General features: G+C 53.7%; 13 protein-coding genes and 5 pseudogenes. 4 read left to right on the top strand and 14 right to left on the bottom strand.

Annotated features, from left to right (window positions below; genetic code table 11):
* Positions 1-81 precede the first annotated feature (81 nt).
* From DO97_RS08725 to galE, 11 genes and pseudogenes are all read right to left on the bottom strand, one after another.
* Positions 82-788, bottom strand: a pseudogene (locus DO97_RS08725) (YggS family pyridoxal phosphate-dependent enzyme).
* The gene (pipX, locus tag DO97_RS08720; protein ID WP_036532539.1) at positions 788-1057 is read right to left on the bottom strand and encodes a transcriptional coactivator PipX; all 270 of its coding nucleotides are present in this window, start codon (positions 1055-1057) and stop codon (positions 788-790) included. Before pipX ends, DO97_RS08725 begins: the two are co-directional and overlap by 1 nt.
* Positions 1058-1542: 485 nt before the next feature.
* Positions 1543-2982 carry an anthranilate synthase component I gene (locus DO97_RS08715; RefSeq protein WP_036532537.1) on the bottom strand — a complete coding sequence of 480 codons (1440 nt, stop codon included), beginning with the start codon at positions 2980-2982 and terminating at the stop codon, positions 1543-1545.
* Positions 2983-2989: 7 nt separating this feature from the next.
* Positions 2990-3943: an energy-coupling factor transporter transmembrane component T family protein gene (locus DO97_RS08710; RefSeq protein ID WP_036532536.1), complete on the bottom strand. Its 954-nt coding sequence runs from the start codon at positions 3941-3943 to the stop codon at positions 2990-2992.
* Between the two features lie 2 nt (positions 3944-3945).
* A pseudogene (gene der, locus DO97_RS30970) lies at positions 3946-5308 on the bottom strand (ribosome biogenesis GTPase Der).
* A 103-nt stretch (positions 5309-5411) separates the two neighbouring features.
* Positions 5412-6280 (bottom strand): annotated as a pseudogene (gene mazG / locus DO97_RS30965) (nucleoside triphosphate pyrophosphohydrolase).
* A 63-nt stretch (positions 6281-6343) separates the two neighbouring features.
* Positions 6344-6799, bottom strand: a complete 456-nt coding sequence (locus DO97_RS08690; RefSeq protein ID WP_052128541.1) for a hypothetical protein — start codon at positions 6797-6799, stop codon at positions 6344-6346.
* Positions 6784-7134, bottom strand: a complete 351-nt coding sequence (locus tag DO97_RS20875) for a hypothetical protein (RefSeq protein ID WP_156120500.1) — start codon at positions 7132-7134, stop codon at positions 6784-6786. The genes DO97_RS08690 and DO97_RS20875 overlap by 16 nt, the downstream gene beginning before the upstream one ends.
* Before the next feature lie 31 nt (positions 7135-7165).
* Positions 7166-8298: pseudogene (locus DO97_RS30960) on the bottom strand (HetZ-related protein 2).
* Positions 8299-8346: 48 nt separating this feature from the next.
* Entirely contained in the window at positions 8347-8628 is a 282-nt protein-coding gene (locus tag DO97_RS08680) for a hypothetical protein (protein ID WP_204368544.1), read from the bottom strand.
* 165 nt (positions 8629-8793) lie between these two features.
* Positions 8794-9786 carry a UDP-glucose 4-epimerase GalE gene (gene galE / locus DO97_RS08675; protein WP_036532529.1) on the bottom strand — a complete coding sequence of 331 codons (993 nt, stop codon included), beginning with the start codon at positions 9784-9786 and terminating at the stop codon, positions 8794-8796.
* Between the two features lie 206 nt (positions 9787-9992).
* Between galE and DO97_RS23825 the strand changes: the two genes are divergently transcribed.
* A complete protein-coding gene (locus DO97_RS23825; RefSeq protein WP_156120499.1) occupies positions 9993-10169 on the top strand; it encodes a hypothetical protein in 177 nt (58 codons plus the stop codon).
* Between the two features lie 86 nt (positions 10170-10255).
* The gene (locus DO97_RS08670) at positions 10256-11371 is read left to right on the top strand and encodes a potassium channel family protein (protein ID WP_072016408.1); all 1116 of its coding nucleotides are present in this window, start codon (positions 10256-10258) and stop codon (positions 11369-11371) included.
* Here DO97_RS08670 and glmU read toward each other — a convergent pair.
* The 3 genes from glmU to thrC all read right to left on the bottom strand — a co-directional run bounded on the left by glmU (position 11319) and on the right by thrC (position 14498).
* A complete protein-coding gene (gene glmU / locus DO97_RS08665) occupies positions 11319-12710 on the bottom strand; it encodes a bifunctional UDP-N-acetylglucosamine diphosphorylase/glucosamine-1-phosphate N-acetyltransferase GlmU (RefSeq protein WP_036532527.1) in 1392 nt (463 codons plus the stop codon). The genes DO97_RS08670 and glmU overlap by 53 nt on opposite strands.
* A 70-nt stretch (positions 12711-12780) precedes the next feature.
* Entirely contained in the window at positions 12781-13056 is a 276-nt protein-coding gene (locus DO97_RS08660) for a MoaD/ThiS family protein (RefSeq protein WP_036532525.1), read from the bottom strand.
* A 137-nt stretch (positions 13057-13193) separates the two neighbouring features.
* Positions 13194-14498 carry a threonine synthase gene (gene thrC / locus DO97_RS08655; RefSeq protein ID WP_036532523.1) on the bottom strand — a complete coding sequence of 435 codons (1305 nt, stop codon included), beginning with the start codon at positions 14496-14498 and terminating at the stop codon, positions 13194-13196.
* Between the two features lie 448 nt (positions 14499-14946).
* On the opposite strand from thrC, the gene DO97_RS23065 reads away from it, so the two are divergent.
* Together DO97_RS23065 and lptB are read left to right on the top strand one after the other, a co-directional pair.
* Positions 14947-15474 (top strand): LptA/OstA family protein, encoded by a 528-nt coding sequence (locus DO97_RS23065; RefSeq protein WP_081980681.1) that lies wholly within the window; start codon positions 14947-14949, stop codon positions 15472-15474.
* Positions 15475-15547: 73 nt separating this feature from the next.
* Positions 15548-16277: pseudogene (gene lptB / locus DO97_RS08645) on the top strand (LPS export ABC transporter ATP-binding protein).
* Positions 16278-16328 lie beyond the last annotated feature (51 nt).

Below are 16328 nucleotides of genomic sequence, written 5' to 3'. Positions count from 1 at the left end.
TTGACTCCGTTGCAACGCCAACAGCCTCCGGCTGCCCCTGACTTCTATGGGCAGCGAAATGTTCCACATGGAATTCTCAACCTACTGGGGAGCAGTTCCAGTAATTTGGAGCCGTTCACCAAATAGTATTTGTCCTAGACGTACCATGGTGGCACCGGCGGCGATCGCCAAAGGGTAGTCCTGAGACATCCCCATGGACAAGTGTCGCAAGCGTAAATTCGACCAACCTTGCCGTTGGATTTGAGTCATCAGTGCTTGCGTTTGGTAAAAGACCGTCTGGATCTCTGGCGCACTTAAACCAAGGGGGTTGGAATTGTCATTAATCCACAGATATCGAGATGTGTATATTGATTCAGGGTGGCTAAATCAGCCAGCAGTTGCGGAACCGTCCAACCATATTTGTTGGGATCTGGGAGGATTTTGACCTGAAGACAAATGCAAGGGGGTTGGGATAAATCTGTCGCCAGATGGTTTAGTTGATCGGCAAGCTTGAGGCTATCAACCGAGTGAATCCACTGAAAGTGTCCTAAGGCTTTTTGTACTTTATTACTCTGGAGATGTCCAATCAGATGCCAGGTAATCCCCGGACAATCCTGGAGTTGCAGTTGTTTTGCGATCGCCTCCTGAACCCGATTCTCACCAAAGTCTCGCAGTCCTGCAACGTAGGCAGCGCGGATCACCGCACTCTCCACCTGCTTGGTGACTGCGATCAGGCGCACCGATGGCGGCAAGGTTTGTTGAATCTGGGCGATCCGTTCAGCGAGAATTGCAGACGGCGGCAGGAGCATTATTGAAACGTGCGCTGGTGGATGACTTGCAGTTGATTGTACTCGCTGGTTTGGCCAGCTCGACGCAACATCCGTAAACGACTCTCCACCATCAGACGGGCGTCCGTGCGACTGATGGGTTCAAACTTCAACCCTGAAGGGGCAATATTGACCACGAAAAATAGACGTTGAGCGTAGAGAGTGGTAAATAGTTCTCGACTTTCTGCAACCAGACAGACTCTGAAAAGCAAGCCAAATGTAGGGTGGTTGAGGTAGGTTTCAGTGCTCATTCAGGTTCAGACACAAGGTGGAAATGCAGTCTCCAGGTTGAATGGATGACAAACTGTCAGGGTGGATCAGGGGAGGAGATCAATTCCAGGAGTGAGCCATATAGATTGCTAAGGCACAATGACAGCTTTAGGCTGTCATCATTGGGAGGCTCACACGGGTCAGTTCTCCAGACACAGACATCCAATGCTAAAGCAGCCCACCAACCGCCCTAGGTGTTGAGCAACTGCTGCTGATTGATCATATCGCCCAGCTGTTACAATCGATCACCCTATCCACAGAACTCCTGGGTTTCCGATTCCCTAACTCCCTGCCAGTGCCCTGACTCCCAGCCCCGATGGAAACGGATGTTAGAGAGGCTAACCATGGTCAAGGCCAGCTTCAGTGGTCAAAGGGGCTGCCCCGGAATCATGCCTCTCCCTACTTTATGGGAAATTGACAAACTGTACTACTCTAAAATTGAATTTTGTGGGAATTCCCCTCCACCCTAGGATGTGGCAGCACTCACCCAGCCCAGAGCGGCCAATTGTGCCTGGGCTTTTTGCAACGATTCCTCCCACTCCCGTAGCGGGTCGCTGTCTGCTACAATCCCTGCCCCCACCTGTCCCCACACCATCCAGTGAGGGGTGGGGAGCTGCTGAGAGGCTGGCTGATCGGTCAACAGTAAGGTGCGAATCAGAATATTCAGATCCAAATGGCCGCGCCAGTCAAGATAGCCACAGGAGCCATAGAAGAGGCTGCGGCGCTGGGGTTCTAATGCTTCAATGATTTCCAGGCAGCGTACCTTGGGACAGCCGGTAATCGTACCGCCAGGGAAGAGGGCGCGGATCAGGTCAATGGCATCCCCCTGGGGTTGGAGTTGACCGCTGACATTACTCACTAGATGCATCACATGGCTATAGCGCTCCAGGGTCAATAATTCATCCACTTGCACCGAACCCCACTGGCAGACGCGCCCCAAGTCGTTGCGCTCCAAATCCACCAGCATGATGTGTTCAGCCCGTTCCTTAGGATTGGAGAGCAGCTCGGCGGCGAGCTGGTGATCCTGATCGGGGGTGTTGCCTCGAGGGCGGGTGCCTGCGATCGGTCGGGATTGAGCCCGATCGCCTTGGAGGGTCACCAAACGTTCCGGGGAACAACTGAGAATCACCCCCCAGGGTGTCTGCCAGTAGTTGGCAAAGGGAGAGGGATTAATCTGCTGCAAGGTACGGTAAAGTTGCCAGCTATCTGTCGCAGTCTGAACTCGAAACCGAACGGAGAGATTGGCCTGGTAGATCTCCCCTGCCTGAATATAGCGCTGAGCTTGCAAAACCGCAGCTTGGTAATCTGCTTGCATTGTCTGGAAGTCGGGAGGAGTGATCAAGGGCAGGGGATCTGGGGCGGTAATGGGGGAGAGGACAGCTGACTCCAAGCGAGATTCCAAGGGATCTAAGTGCCTGGGATCACTGGCGGCGAGCCAGAGCATTTGTTCTTGATGATCCAGCACCGCAAAGTAGTCAGGTTCATACCAGCAAGCGACGGGAAACGGTAACTCGTCGGCTTTGAGATAGGGCAGTTGTTCAATTTCCCAAGCCAGGTCGTACCCCAACCAACCCAGCCACCCCCCTGTGAATGGCAAGTCGGGGTTGGGGGTTACCGCTGCTGCTAGGGCTGCGTGGTGGAGTCGTTGCCGCAAGCAGGGGAGTATCGAGCCGATGGGGGGAATCCAGACGAGGGGTTGTCCTTGATGCTGGCGAGGAGGGCCGCCACAAATCGAGTAGCGACTGTTCTGGGGGCAATCAGGCGAGGGGGGATAGGGGCTTTCTAGGAGGGTGGCAAAGGGCAGGCGGTGAGGAGCGGTGAGCGGCTGGGGACGGCAGAGCGCTGTAAAGATGTCTGCCCCTGTCCGTAACGCCAAGGGACGCGATCGCCAGTACCAGGGTTGCATAGCTAACTCAGGAATCTCCGCCCCAATATAACCGCGCACCACAGAGCAGCAGCAAGCTGGCGAGAGCCAACCAGTCTGGGGGGCGGAGGCGCAGCTGGTGCCACTGTACCCGATGTTGATCGGGGCTGGTAAACCCTCGGACTTGCATTGCCGCTGCAATTTGCTCTGCTCGTAGAAGTAAGTTTTCCAGCAGGCGCTCGGTCACCATCAACCAGATTTGCACGGCTCCACGCCACCCCAATTTCTTCCAGTTAATGGCACGGGTGCGGATCGACCGAAACAGATTTTGCACTTCCTCTAAAACCAGGGGAATAAAGCGGAGCGAAAGGGTGAGGGTGAGGGCAATTTCTGTTACGGGCACCCGAAGGCGGCGAAGCGGCTGTAGCAGATCTTCCAAACCCGCTGTAATCTCTTCTGGGGCAGTGGTCAACAGGTAGAGATTGGTGCTGTAGATCAAGGTAAACAACAGTGTACTTACCCGTATCCCTAGATCAAGGGAGCGGCGTGTAATTTTGATCGGCCACTGTTGCACCAGTACATAGGCGTAGGAGGTTGGCTGGGGTAACCCCGATGGCTGGGGGATTGTTCCGTTGAGCCATGTCCGGGGTGGCGGCACTGGCAGGGTAGTTGCCTGGGCAAAAGCCAGTTCATCGGCGGGCAGTCGGGGTTGGTGGCGGGTGTCGATGCCATCGGGGAACACCGCTGTCAAGACCAATATCCCCAAACATAATGCTACCAACCATCCTATCTGTTGTCGCCACACCCGCAGAGGGATAAGGGTGGTCAAAGTCACCCCCATTAACAACAGCACCAAAAAAATTCGCCAGAGGGGATCAGCGAGAATGGGGGTTGCTAGAAATCCCATTAACCAAGCGAGTTTGACACGGGGATCAAGGTGATGAAGCCAGGTAATGGGTTGTTCCAGGTAAAGACCCAGGGGCAGCGATCGCAGGAGATCCATGATTAAACGTGGGTAGCTCGGTTGGGGCCGCCCTGTTCGGCCTCCCGGACTTTTTTGCCCCGCCAGAGCAAGCGAATCGGAGTCCCAGCAAAGCCAAGATGTTGGCGAACCTGGTGTTCAATATAGCGACGGTAGTTGTCGTTGAAGCGTTCTGGGTCATTGACAAACAGGGCAATGGTGGGGGGCTGGCTGGAGACCTGGGTGCCGTAGTAAATTTTCCCTTGTCGCCCTTGGCGGGTGGCTGGGGGCGATCGCCAGCCCACGGCCTCTTCTAACACCTCGTTGACGACTGCGGTGGTCACCCGTCGCTGGTGTTGTCCGGCAGCCTGATCCACCTGATCGAGAATTTTGTTCACCCGCTGCCCCGTCTGGGCACTGACAAAGATCATCTCTGCCCAATCGATGAAATAGAGGCGGTCTTTGAGTTCCCGTCCGAAGTCATAGATGGTGTGGTTATCTTTTTCAATGGCATCCCACTTATTGACTACCACCACACAGGCTCGTCCCTCTTCGGCAATGCGGCCCGCCAACTTCTGATCCTGTTCCGTTGCCCCATCCACGGCATCAATCACCAGCAAGACCACATCACAGCGGCGGATGGCTTTGAAGGCGCGATTGATGCCAAAAAATTCCGGGCCGTATTCCACGGATCGTTTTTTTGCGAATTCCGGCGGTGTCAATCAAACGATACTGCCGTCCCTGGTGCTCAATTACCGTATCGATGGCATCCCGGGTGGTTCCAGAAATGGGGCTGACAATGGCGCGGGTTTCCCCAACCAGCGCATTCAAGAGACTGGATTTACCGACATTGGGACGGCCAATAATGGCCACCCGGGTCTCGGTCGGGGCCTCATCCCCCGTGGAGATCGGCAGGTGGGTAATCAATTCATCCAGAAGATCGCCAGTGCCATTGCCATGAATGCCAGAAACGGCAAATGGCTCTCCCAAACCCAGGCTCCAAAACTCACCTGCCTGAGCCAGACCCTGATCTGGGGACTCACATTTGTTGACGGCAATCAAGGTGGGAACTGGATGCTGACGCAACCATTGGGCGATCGCCTGATCCGCAGCAGCCACCCCGGCCTGTCCATCCACCACCAAAATCGCCGCACTGGACTCCGCCAAAGCAGCCAGAGCCTGTTGACGAATCAGGGGTAAAAATTCGGTATCATCTTCAAAGACCAACCCCCCAGTGTCCACCACCAAGAACTCTCGATCTTGCCAGAAACAGGCTCGATAGGTGCGATCGCGGGTTACCCCTGGCTGATCGAAAACGATGGCATCGTTACTCCCTGCCAACCGATTCACGAGGGTAGACTTGCCCACGTTAGGACGACCGATAATCGCGACAATTGGTAAGGACATAGATTCGCCAGGAGGGCACCTAAAACAGTGAGGTGTAGTCTTCTAGTCTAGGGAGTTCTCAGGGGAAATGGCAAAGCCATGGCCGTGAATTCAGCAATTGTCCTCAAACGATCTCCCCCGAATTTTGGGCACGAAGGTGGGCTTTAGCCTGTTGCCACAGAGCCTCCAATTCCGTCAAAGAGTAGTTGGACAGGGGGTGTTCAGCCACCGCTTCTATCTGTAATAGCCGCTGAATCAGCCGTTGATGGGTGCCATGGAGTGCCGCCGTCGGATCGAGGTGATACCAACGAGCCAGGTTAATCAGGGTAAAGAGCAAATCCCCCAGTTCTGCTTCCTGGGCTGCTGGACTTTCCTGGGCGATCGCCTGTTGAAATTCTGCCAATTCTTCATGGAATTTGGCCCAGACCCCTTCGACGTTTTCCCACTCAAAACCTGCCTGAGCTGCCTGCCGGGAAATTTTCATCCCTGCTGTTAGGGGGGGGCAGTGTCTGGGCATAGCGCTGGAGCTTCTCTGTCAGACGGGGGTTTCGTCCCATCCGTTCCCTGCTCTGCTGCCTTAATTTGCTCCCAATTTTGCCGCACCTCTTCGGCACTGGTGACCGTCACCTCACCAAATACATGGGGATGGCGGCGGATCAGTTTTTGGCTAATGCCATTGGCCACGTCCACCAGAGAGAACTGACCCTGTTCACTGGCAATCTGCGCCTGGAGAACCACTTGGAGGAGCAGATCCCCTAGCTCTTCGGCGATCGCGATGGGATCTCGACTCCGCAGGGCATCCACCACTTCATAGGCTTCCTCAATCACATAGGGGATCAAGGTCTGAGGGGTTTGAGCTAGATCCCAAGGGCAACCGTCCTCGGGCGATCTCAACCGCGCCACCACCGTGATCAACTGCTCGATAGCGGAGAGGGCATCGGTCCCGGCCTCGGTAGGGGTAGGCAATGCCAATTTAGACAGACTCGGTTCCATCAGCCTCCAGGTTTCTAGTGATGCAAGTTCACAACTGCCTTCGTCGGTCACAGCCGTCACAGCTTAGGTCGGATCATCCTCCGATGGTTGCGCTGACAAGATTTTCAGATCCTGGAGTTGTTGATCAATATTTTTCAACACTTGGGTCAACACCGGCAGGCCATCGGTGAGTTCGACCTGAAACAGCCGACTGGCGATCGCCCGCGCCCGAATTTCTCCGACTTTCTGCTGCAACTGGCGGGCAACGACAACGGCCTCTTGGCAGAGACTGGATAGTTGCTGCTGTTGATGAAACTTCAAAGCCGCTCCCCGTAGCACCTGTAAGGTTGCTTCTTCTCCCTGAACCCCGGCGATAATTTGCAGCCGTAACAACAGAGGGGTTTGGTCATAGATGCGTTCAATCTCGACGGGCTTTGTTCTCAGGGTCGCAGGGGTTAAGGGGAGTTGGCAGAGAGCTTTCAGTTCATCCAAAACCCCCTGAAACACCTCCAAGGTCAAGTTCTCTAAGACGGATTGCAAAATCCCATTCTGGCTCCAAAGGATCCGCCCATGTTGTTGCGATCGTTGCAAAAAAGAGTCGCCCAATGCCACCGAGTAAAACCCCGCCCCAGCAACGCTTGCAGCAGGGTGGCGGGAGGGAGGGTTGACAAGACCTCTATGGGGCTATAGAGATATTGCACATCAACATTCAAGGTCGGGATGACCTCCAGGATTGAGTGGCTTAAGGGGGGAGTGGGCGGCGGCGGGGTTGGCTCAACATCCAGGGGGGTGGTGTCATCCTCGGGGTGCGGCAATGCCGTGGGACGGAAGGGAAAGATCGGAGGGGGCGATGGAGTCTCCTGAGGGTCAGACATAACACGATCATCTGAGGGAACACCTGCCAACCTAAGAGCCACTCCGTAGCGCCTGGGCGGCCAAGTAAAGCTTACTCCATTCCCCCACGACTTGATCGGTCTTCAGATCCAGATCTTTGGCGATCGCAGCAATGGGAATGCCAGCTTTGATTTTGTCGATAATCTGGCGTTGCACCGGGGTGATGTCCGCTAAAAAATGCTGCCACTGCTTGGGAGTCATTCCGAGGCTATGTTCTTGCAAGGATGCTTCTAACCAATTCGCCACTAATTCGGGCTGGTTTTTGGTGGCAAAGACCCGAATCGCGTGGTAACTAATTTTTTCTCGGAGTCGATAGACCTGTTTGATCGGCAAATTTAAGGTTTGGGAAATCATCTCCTGGGTATAGCCCTGGAGGTAGAGGGTGAGCCACTCAGCGGCGATGGGATCGACCTGTTCAATCAGATAGTTACAAAATTCGGTCTTGACCGACTGCCGCAGGGTTTGTTGTTCTTCCCAGAGCTGGGCGTCTTGGTGATGGGCGATCGCTTGGGCATCCAGCAGACTGGCGGCATTATCCTCCTCATCCAGGATCACTTCCTCCGAAACCAAGCGGATGAAGTCACCCTCTGGCACCTGGGTCCATCCCCCCCCGGTTGAGAGCGGCGGAGATAGTTGACAAACCGGAAGGCGAGGAGGGGCTGATTGCGGATGGGTCGCAGGCAATATTCTTCAGTGGCCGCTAAGGACAAGGCATTGCGGAGCTTCTTGTCACGGGTACAGTGGAAAATCCACCGCAGTTGCTGCTGCATATAGCGATCGCTCTGCAACATTTCCTGAATCACTTCTTGCAGCACATCAATGACACTGCGCTGGCGATCACGGGATAAGGCAATCCAGGTGCGAATCTTATTGCGAATCAGCAGTAAACTCCCCAGTCGCTGAATCAGGTTTCGGTATGCCTGCTCAGGCCCACAGCCGAGATATCGCTGCTGCAAAATCCGCAATCGATAGTCCATCGCCTGTTGCGCGATCGCCAACTGTTCTGGATTCAGGGTCTCAAACCGAGCAGTATCTTCCCCTAACAACCAGGCCATAATACTCTCGTGGGTTGCTTCACTCTGATCCGGACAGCTTGCTTGCAGTTGCCTCCGCCATACTTGAGCTAATTCTTCAGCGATTGCCATGAATTTCAGGATTTTAAAGTTCCTCTTCTAGAGTTTGCCGTAGAACCCTCATTCTGAATAGTTATTTTGAGCCTCAATTGTGCCAATGAGGCGCTGAAGGGCGTTCGTCAACTGTGCCCGACCCTCCAGAGAGTCCTGCTGGGCTTCTGCTAGGGTTTGCACTAAATCACTGAGAGCAAAGATTTGGTAACCTTGCTGCTGAATCTGCTGCGACTGAGATTGGACTTGCATCGTCAAAGCATTCACCTGACTCGCGAGGTGGTCAACCGTTTCCGTGGTTGCTAAGACAGCTTCACCGATCTGTTGGACGATCGTCTCCAATGGACTCAATTTTACTTCCACTCCTCGGCACCCTTTCCTGTTTGTTGAGTTTCCTTGGGGACTATGAATTCTGCCTAACCCATGGAACAACCCCACCGGTTGATGGCGGGAGGCCTCGTCCCAGGCTAGGTTGCCAAGATTCTAGCAAACCGTCAGCGCATCTAGGGTTTTCCCTTAGCTGTGGCGCTGTTGGTGCCAGTTCCAGGCATGGGCAATGATGTCAGCCAGTTCTGGAAACCGGGGAACCCAACCCAGAACAGTGCTGGCCTTGTGACTGCTGCCAATCAACACCGGAGGATCTCCGGCGCGGCGATCGCTGTACTGAACCGGAATCTCCCGCCCCGTGACCTGTTGAGCTGTATCAATCACTTGGCGCACAGAGAAGCCACTGCCATTGCCCAGGTTAAACGCCGTCGTCGCCCCACCCTGTAAGAGGTACTCCAAGCCTAAAATATGTGCCGTGGCCAGATCGCTGACGTGGATATAGTCGCGAATGCAGGTGCCATCTGGGGTGGGGTAGTCCGTGCCAAAAATGGTCACCCGTTCCCGTTTGCCCAAGGCCGTCAGTAACACCAACGGAATCAAATGGGTTTCGGGTTGGTGGTCTTCCCCCAAACAGCCACTGGGATCAGCCCCCGCCGCATTAAAGTAGCGAAAATACACCGACTGCAGTCCGTAGGCGCGATCAAAGTCCGCTAGCATCTGCTCCACCATCAACTTACTGCGGCCGTAAGGGTTGATTGGCTGCTGGGGATGGGCTTCGGTGAGGGGAATCGTCTGGGGCAGACCATAGGTGGCACAGGTGGAGGAAAACACAAAGTGATCAACGGCTGCTGCCTGCATCGCCTCCAGCAAAGTCAGGGTGCCCAGGACATTATTGCGATAATACTTGGCAGGATCGGTCACCGACTCCCCGACGTAGGTGTAGGCAGCAAAATGCATCACCGCCGCAATTGAATAATTGGCAAAGATCTGATCGAGGAGGGGGCGATCGCAGGTATCGCCGACAATCAGGGGCACCTTGAGGACGGATGCGACTAAATCCCGATGGCCATACACCAGGTTATCGAGAATCACCACCCCGTAGCCAGCTCGCTGTAAAGCTAGAACCGCGTGGGAACCGATGTATCCGGCACCACCTGTCACTAGAATGATGGGCTGGCTCACAGGAAGATTTTGAGTAAATGAGGTAAGGCCAACATACCTTAGATTGAGGCAGACTCCAAGCAGCACCTCTCTGCTGACCAATGGCGAAGAGGTTGCCATCGTTTCCCACAATAAGTTTTTTGTCAAGGCTTAAGAAAGATTTAACAAGTATCCGAGAATACATTCTTAAGAGAGATGCTTTTAAACCTATATTTTCCCCCCGGTCTATGAAAATCCAACCTGGAGATCTTTTCCTATCCGAAGAAGGTCATTACTATCGCGTCATTGATGCCCAGAGCAACAGTGTCTCCTTGAAGCGTCTGGATGGTTATACTCTGTTTTCCTGTCGTCCCCCCTTTGTGGAAGCCAGCTTTCGCCGGGTTCTTGAGGCTAAAGGTACCTGATTGCCTGCGATCGCAATGCTCCATACAATCTGTCAGTCCGATCTGCGGTTGAATAGAAGCGGCTACCTGAATGCGGATTCCTCTTCATGAATCGGTCTTTGCAACGTATTCTCATTGGGACGGGCTTCTTCCTCTCAACCTGCATCGTCGCTGTCATGGGCTACATGGTTGCGGGTTGGCCGATTCTAGATGCAATTTATATGGTGGTGATCACCATCTTTGGTGTCGGCTACGGAGAGGTCAGACCCGTTACATCCCCAGGGCTGCGGGTGTTTACAATGTTTGTGATCATTGCCGGCACCACATCCGCCGTCTACATCGTGGGAGGATTTGTCCAAATGGTTGCAGAAGGTGAAATCCATCGTGCCTTTGACTCTCGACGAGTCACCCGAGATATTGAAGCGCTTAACCAGCACGTGGTGATTTGTGGCTTTGGCCGCATGGGAAGAATGCTGGCACGGAAGATGTCCGAAGCAAGTCAGGGGTTTGTGATCATCGACAATGACAGTGATCGCATCGCCCGTGCAGAGACCATGAAGTATCTGGCAATCAACGGCAATGCTACGGATGATGCGGTGCTGCAAGCGGCCGGGATTGATCGGGCGAAGGTTCTCGCAACCGTTCTCCCCGATGATGCGGCTAATGTGTTCATTACCCTCACGGCTCGGGAATTGAATCCTGACTTGATGATTTTGGCTCGTGGGGAATATCCCTCCACAGATCGGAAGCTGCGGCTCGCCGGAGCCGATCATGTGGTTTCCCCGGCAGCCATCGGCGCTGAACGCATGGCCCACTTGGTGACCCATCCCGCAGCCCTGGATCTACTGAGTCAGGCAGATGGCCGCAATACTCTGAATGAGATGCTGGCTCAGATTGAAGTCCAGGTGGATGAGCTGACCATTCCCTCTGACTCTCCCCTTGCAGGTCGCACCATCGGGGATGTGGAAATCTACGGTAAAAGTACATTTATTGTGTTGGCTCTGCAGCGAGCCAACGGCGAAACCATGACCCATCCAGACCATGGTGAGGTACTGCAAGCAGGGGACACCATTATCGTCATGGGGCAGCGGGGCGATATGCCCAAAATAGTCAGTCGCTATGCCCTCAAGCGGCAAATGCAGTATCGGGAAAATAAACGGGGGGATACCGTTAAGGTTGCGTCGGCGGCACCTGGGGAGAGAGTCGCCAGCCCAATTTATTGATCTGACGAGCACGGGCAATGGTGAGACAGTCCTCGGGAACATCCTTGGTAATCACAGAACCCGCTGCCACTGTGACATCTGCACCCAGGGTTACGGGGGCAACAAGGACACTGTTCGCACCGGTTTTACTGCGATCGCCAATGTGGGTCGGATGTTTTTTTACCCCATCGTAGTTGGCGGTAATCGTTCCAGCCCCAACATTGACCTGGGTGCCTAGGGTTGCATCTCCCAGGTAGGAGAGATGGGCAACATTGGTGCGATCGCCGAGACTCGTGTGCTTTAGCTCCACAAAATTGCCAATGCGACAGGACTCTCCCACCTGCACATGGCCCCGGAGATGGGCATAGGGACCAATACGGCAGCCAGCAGCCACCACACTATCGCTGACCACAGAGTACAAAACCGTGACATTGGCACCGATCTGGCTATTTTCGATCAGACTCCCAGGGCCAAGGTGGGCGCCAGCTTGAATCAAAGTTTTACCCCGGAGATGGGTCTGGGGTTCAATAATTACATCGGGCTGTAGTTCAACAGTATCATCAATGGTGATACTCTCTGGATCAATCAGGGTGACGCCACTGGCCATCCAGTCATCTTTAATCCGAGCTTGCAGAATCTCGTAGGCGATGGCGAGTTGCTTGCGGTCATTCACCCCCATGATTTCCTGGTAGTCTTCCACATCCACCACCATCACCGGATTCAGGAAATTCACGGCATCTGTGAGGTAGTATTCCTGCTGCTCATTATTGGTACCCAGATTCGGCAATACCTGGGCTAGATCGGTCCAGCGAAAACAATAGACCCCGGCGTTGATGCGACGGTTTTGCTTTTGAGCGGGGGTACAGTCCCGATCTTCGACAATTTGCTTGAGGACATTGTTGCCATCACAAAACACCCGACCGTACCCCTTGGGATTGGGGAGGTGTGCTGCCAAAATAGTGGCGGCATTGCCATGTTCCTCATGGGTCTGCAACAGCAGCTGCAAAGTCTGGGGTCGCAGTAATGGCACATCTCCATTGAGAACCAACAAGTTGCCTTGAAATCCTGCTAAATGGGGGAGTAGTTGCTGAATTGCATGTCCGGTTCCCAACTGTTGGGTCTGCTCCACAAACTCCACAGAGGGTTGTAGCACCGATACCCAGGGAGAATTAGCAAGAGCTGTTTTGACTAACTCGCTCCGATAGCCCACGATCACAAAACTGCGAGTGGATGGAATTTCGCAACAGCTATGAATTGCCCACTCCACGAGCGATCGCCCCCCTAGTTTATGGAGGACTTTAGGTAAATCAGACTTCATGCGCGTTCCGCGCCCAGCCGCCAGAATTGCTACCGCTACCATGCACCTTTGAGCCAGTGTGACCAACCGGAGTATAACCCGCTGGGGGGACTTCGATCACCGGGGAAACACGTTACCCCCCTGCGACGGCGGGGACAATGCTGACCTCATCTCCATCCTGGAGCGCCGTCTTGGTTCCTTCCAGAAAGCGAATATCTTCGCTATTGACATAGAAATTGAGGAAGCGTCGAGGATGCCCTTGCTCATCACACAATCGGGCTTTGATCCCAGGGCAACTTGTTTCCAGTGCCTCTAGCAGATCGGAAATGCTACTGCCATCACATTCAAGGGTGGCTTGGTTGTTGGTAAATTTTTGCAGGGGAGTGGGAATCAGAACTTTAACGGTCATAGCAAAGCATCAACTAAGGGAGTAAGGACTTTTCGCAATTAGCGCAATTAGCCAGTGTAAAACTTAGGCAGGATAGGTATCGTACCCTCATTGAATACGATTCCCGACCCTCAGAATCAGTATCACCCTAAGTACGTCTAGACAAGAACCTGTTGCCACTCTAGACGATCCAACATCCGGGAGCGCTCTAAGGCTCGTTCAAAACTGTCAAGTTTAGGCTCAATGGTTAACGGTTCGCCGATATAGCCTTGAATTGCTTCCTGGGTTTTTAACCCATTGCCCGTGATGTAAGCAACAGTTGTTTCCTCCGGGTCAATCTTACCGGCTTCTACCAATTTCTTCAGAACGGCAATGGTGGTACCCCCTGCGGTTTCCGTGAAGATGCCTTCGGTTTCTGCCAGTAACTTGATGCCTTCAATAATCTCTGCATCTGTCACTGACTCAATTGACCCATTGGTTTTTTGAGCAATTTCAACGGCGTAAACCCCATCTGCCGGGTTGCCAATGGCAATTGACTTGGCAATCGTATTCGGCTTCACGGGCACGATAAAGTCCCGACCTTCCCGATAGGCCTGGGCGATGGGGGAGCACCCCTCTGCCTGAGCCCCACTGAAGCGCACAGGCTTGTCTTCCACTAAGCCCACTTGGATAAACTCCTGAAAGCCTTTATATATTTTTGTGAACAAAGAACCCGAAGCCAAGGGTGCCACGATGTGATCGGGCAACTGCCAGCCCAATTGTTCTGCCACCTCATAGCCCAGGGTTTTTGAACCTTCTGAATAGTAAGGACGGAGGTTGATATTGACGAATCCCCAGCCATGGGTATTGGCGACTTCCGAACAGAGGCGGTTGACTTGGTCGTAATTACCATGAACTGCCATTACGGTCGGGCTATAGATCAGGGTTCCCAGCACTTTCCCTGCTTCTAGATCAGAGGGAATGAATACGCAACAATCGAGACCTGCATGGGCGGCGATCGCGGCCGTGGAGTTCGCTAAGTTGCCAGTGCTGGCACAGGAAACCGTGGAAAACCCTAATTCACGGGCACGGGTCAATGCCACCGACACCACCCGGTCTTTAAAACTCAGGGTGGGCATGTTGACAGCATCATTTTTAATCCACAACTTTTTCAGACCGAGGCGACGAGCCAGACGATGGGCCTGTACCAACGGGGTTAGACCGGTGCCGACATCAATGGGCTGGTCGGTCTCCACGGGTAAAAATGGTCGGTAACGCCAAATCGAATGGGGACCAGCCTGAATGCTTTCACGGCTAACCATGCGCCGCAAGGCATTGTAGTCATACGCAACTTCCAGCGGGCCAAAACAAAGCTCACAGACGTGGATCGCTTTGGGTTCATATTCAGCGCCACATTCCTTACATTTCAGACCCGTAAAGGTGGCAGCCGTCGAACGGAGTTGGGGATGAGTTGCCTGAGTCATGAATTAAAACCCGCCGCTTCTTGAAAGAATTACGATTCAGCATTGGTGCCATGGCGCTGAACACTGAATTGAACCTAACACAGACAATGAAAGCCCGTCAAACATATCCGACTATTTTTATCGGGTTTAATTTCTGCGATCGCGGATGATTCAGTAGTGCTATCTCCCTCGGACATTGAGCCGTGAAACCTTTTGGGCGCAGGTGCGTCAGTGAGAAGCAGGATTTCGGCGCTGAAAATCTGCGCTGAAGAAGAAGATTCGGTAAACTACCATCATCTAGTTGCTGACAGCAGTTTGCTGCATCCGTAACCATCGCGGGCTTTAGACTTGAAAGATGTCATCATGCGTCGGATTGCTGTCATGGGTTATGTGCGTTGTCTTTGCCTAAGTCGCTTGGGATGGGGGTTATTGCTATCCAGTCCGGGGCTGATCGCACAGCCGCTGCTAGTTGCGGCTCAGATCCCGCCCCCGACCCCCCCTGGCTCAAACCAATGTCACCAATGAACCACCAGACCGTGCCCTGACCATCCGCTCCGATATTCAGGAGGCCAACTCCAAAACCGGCGTTGTGACCGCACGGGGTAACGTTCAGGTCAACTACCCAGCGCGACAAATTCAAGCAACCTCTGCCCAAGCCCAGTACTATAGCCGAGAACGCCGCATTGTCATGACTGGCAATGTCTACGTCTTACAGGAAGGGAATAGCCTCCGGGGAGAAGTCGTGACCTATCTGATCGATGAGGGTCGCTTTGTGGCGCTTCCCAATATCAGTCAACAGGTAGAGTCGATCTACCTCGTCCGGGATGGTTCTGAAACAAAAGAACCAGTGCTGGCTCCCCAGCTAGAGTTACCGCCGGTGAATGCTCCCACCCTGGAACCACCCCCCATTTTGTCGCCAACTGCTCCTCCACCTCGGATCCTGCCCCCGGCAGCCCTACCGATTGTCCCAAATCGTTCCGCCTTTCCAACGCGCTAATGCCATCCCGATCAGGGCCTTGTGTTAAAGTGAAGGCCACCTGTTACCCAGATCGACTGCCGGAGTAACTTCGTTGAAAATCAAGTTGGAGAATATCCATAAATCCTACGGACAACGAACCGTCGTCAGTCGTGTGCATTTATCTGTGGCACGGGGGGAGGTCGTGGGCTTACTCGGTCCCAATGGAGCAGGCAAAACGACAACCTTTTACATTGCCACCGGTCTGGAGAAACCGAATCAAGGCAAGGTTTGGTTGGACAACCGAGACATTACCGGACTGCCGATTCATCGTCGTGCCCGCCTAGGGATTGGCTATCTGGCTCAGGAAGCTAGTATTTTTCGGAACCTGAGTATTCGGGAGAATATTTTGTTGGTATTGGAGCAGTCCCAGGTGCCTCGGCGGCAGTGGCAGTCTCGATTGGGGGCACTGCTGCACGAATTTCACCTCGAACGAGTGGCAGCGACCCTGGGCAATCGCGTTTCTGGGGGTGAGCGTCGCCGGACTGAACTGGCGAGAGCCTTGGCAATTGGTCAGGATGGGCCGCGATTTTTTATTGTTAGACGAACCCTTTGCGGGGGTAGATCCGATCGCTGTTGCTGAAATCCAGACCATTCTCTCTCAATTGCGCGATCGCTCGATCGGTATTTTAATTACCGACCATAACGTTCGGGAAACCTTAGCTGTGACCGATCGAGCCTATATTATGCGAGATGGTGAAATTCTAGCATCGGGAACGTCAGAGGAACTCTACGAAAACCCACTGGTGCGCCAGTATTACTTGGGTAGCAATTTCCAGCGGTAGTAGCCTGCTATGACCTCCCAGATGCTCAAAATCTTCCAGCTTCACCTGTTT

The organism is Neosynechococcus sphagnicola sy1, assembly GCF_000775285.1.
Classification (GTDB): Bacteria; Cyanobacteriota; Cyanobacteriia; order Neosynechococcales; family Neosynechococcaceae; genus Neosynechococcus; species Neosynechococcus sphagnicola.
The sequence above is the reverse complement of the archived record's forward strand: the minus strand, read 5'-3'. Positions and strand labels throughout refer to the sequence as shown.

Bases quoted from the DNA above. Each gene is read 5' to 3' on its own strand.
- pipX (WP_036532539.1), bottom strand. From the start codon at position 1,057: ATGAGCACTGAAACCTACCTCAACCACCCTACATTTGGCTTGCTTTTC.
- DO97_RS08715 (WP_036532537.1), bottom strand. From the start codon at position 2,982: ATGCAACCCTGGTACTGGCGATCGCGTCCCTTGGCGTTACGGACAGGG.
- DO97_RS08710 (WP_036532536.1), bottom strand. From the start codon at position 3,943: ATGGATCTCCTGCGATCGCTGCCCCTGGGTCTTTACCTGGAACAACCC.
- DO97_RS20875 (WP_156120500.1), bottom strand. From the start codon at position 7,134: ATGTCTGACCCTCAGGAGACTCCATCGCCCCCTCCGATCTTTCCCTTC.
- DO97_RS23825 (WP_156120499.1), top strand. From the start codon at position 9,993: ATGAAAATCCAACCTGGAGATCTTTTCCTATCCGAAGAAGGTCATTAC.
- DO97_RS08670 (WP_072016408.1), top strand. From the start codon at position 10,256: ATGAATCGGTCTTTGCAACGTATTCTCATTGGGACGGGCTTCTTCCTC.
- glmU (WP_036532527.1), bottom strand. From the start codon at position 12,710: ATGGTAGCGGTAGCAATTCTGGCGGCTGGGCGCGGAACGCGCATGAAG.
- DO97_RS08660 (WP_036532525.1), bottom strand. From the start codon at position 13,056: ATGACCGTTAAAGTTCTGATTCCCACTCCCCTGCAAAAATTTACCAAC.
- thrC (WP_036532523.1), bottom strand. From the start codon at position 14,498: ATGACTCAGGCAACTCATCCCCAACTCCGTTCGACGGCTGCCACCTTT.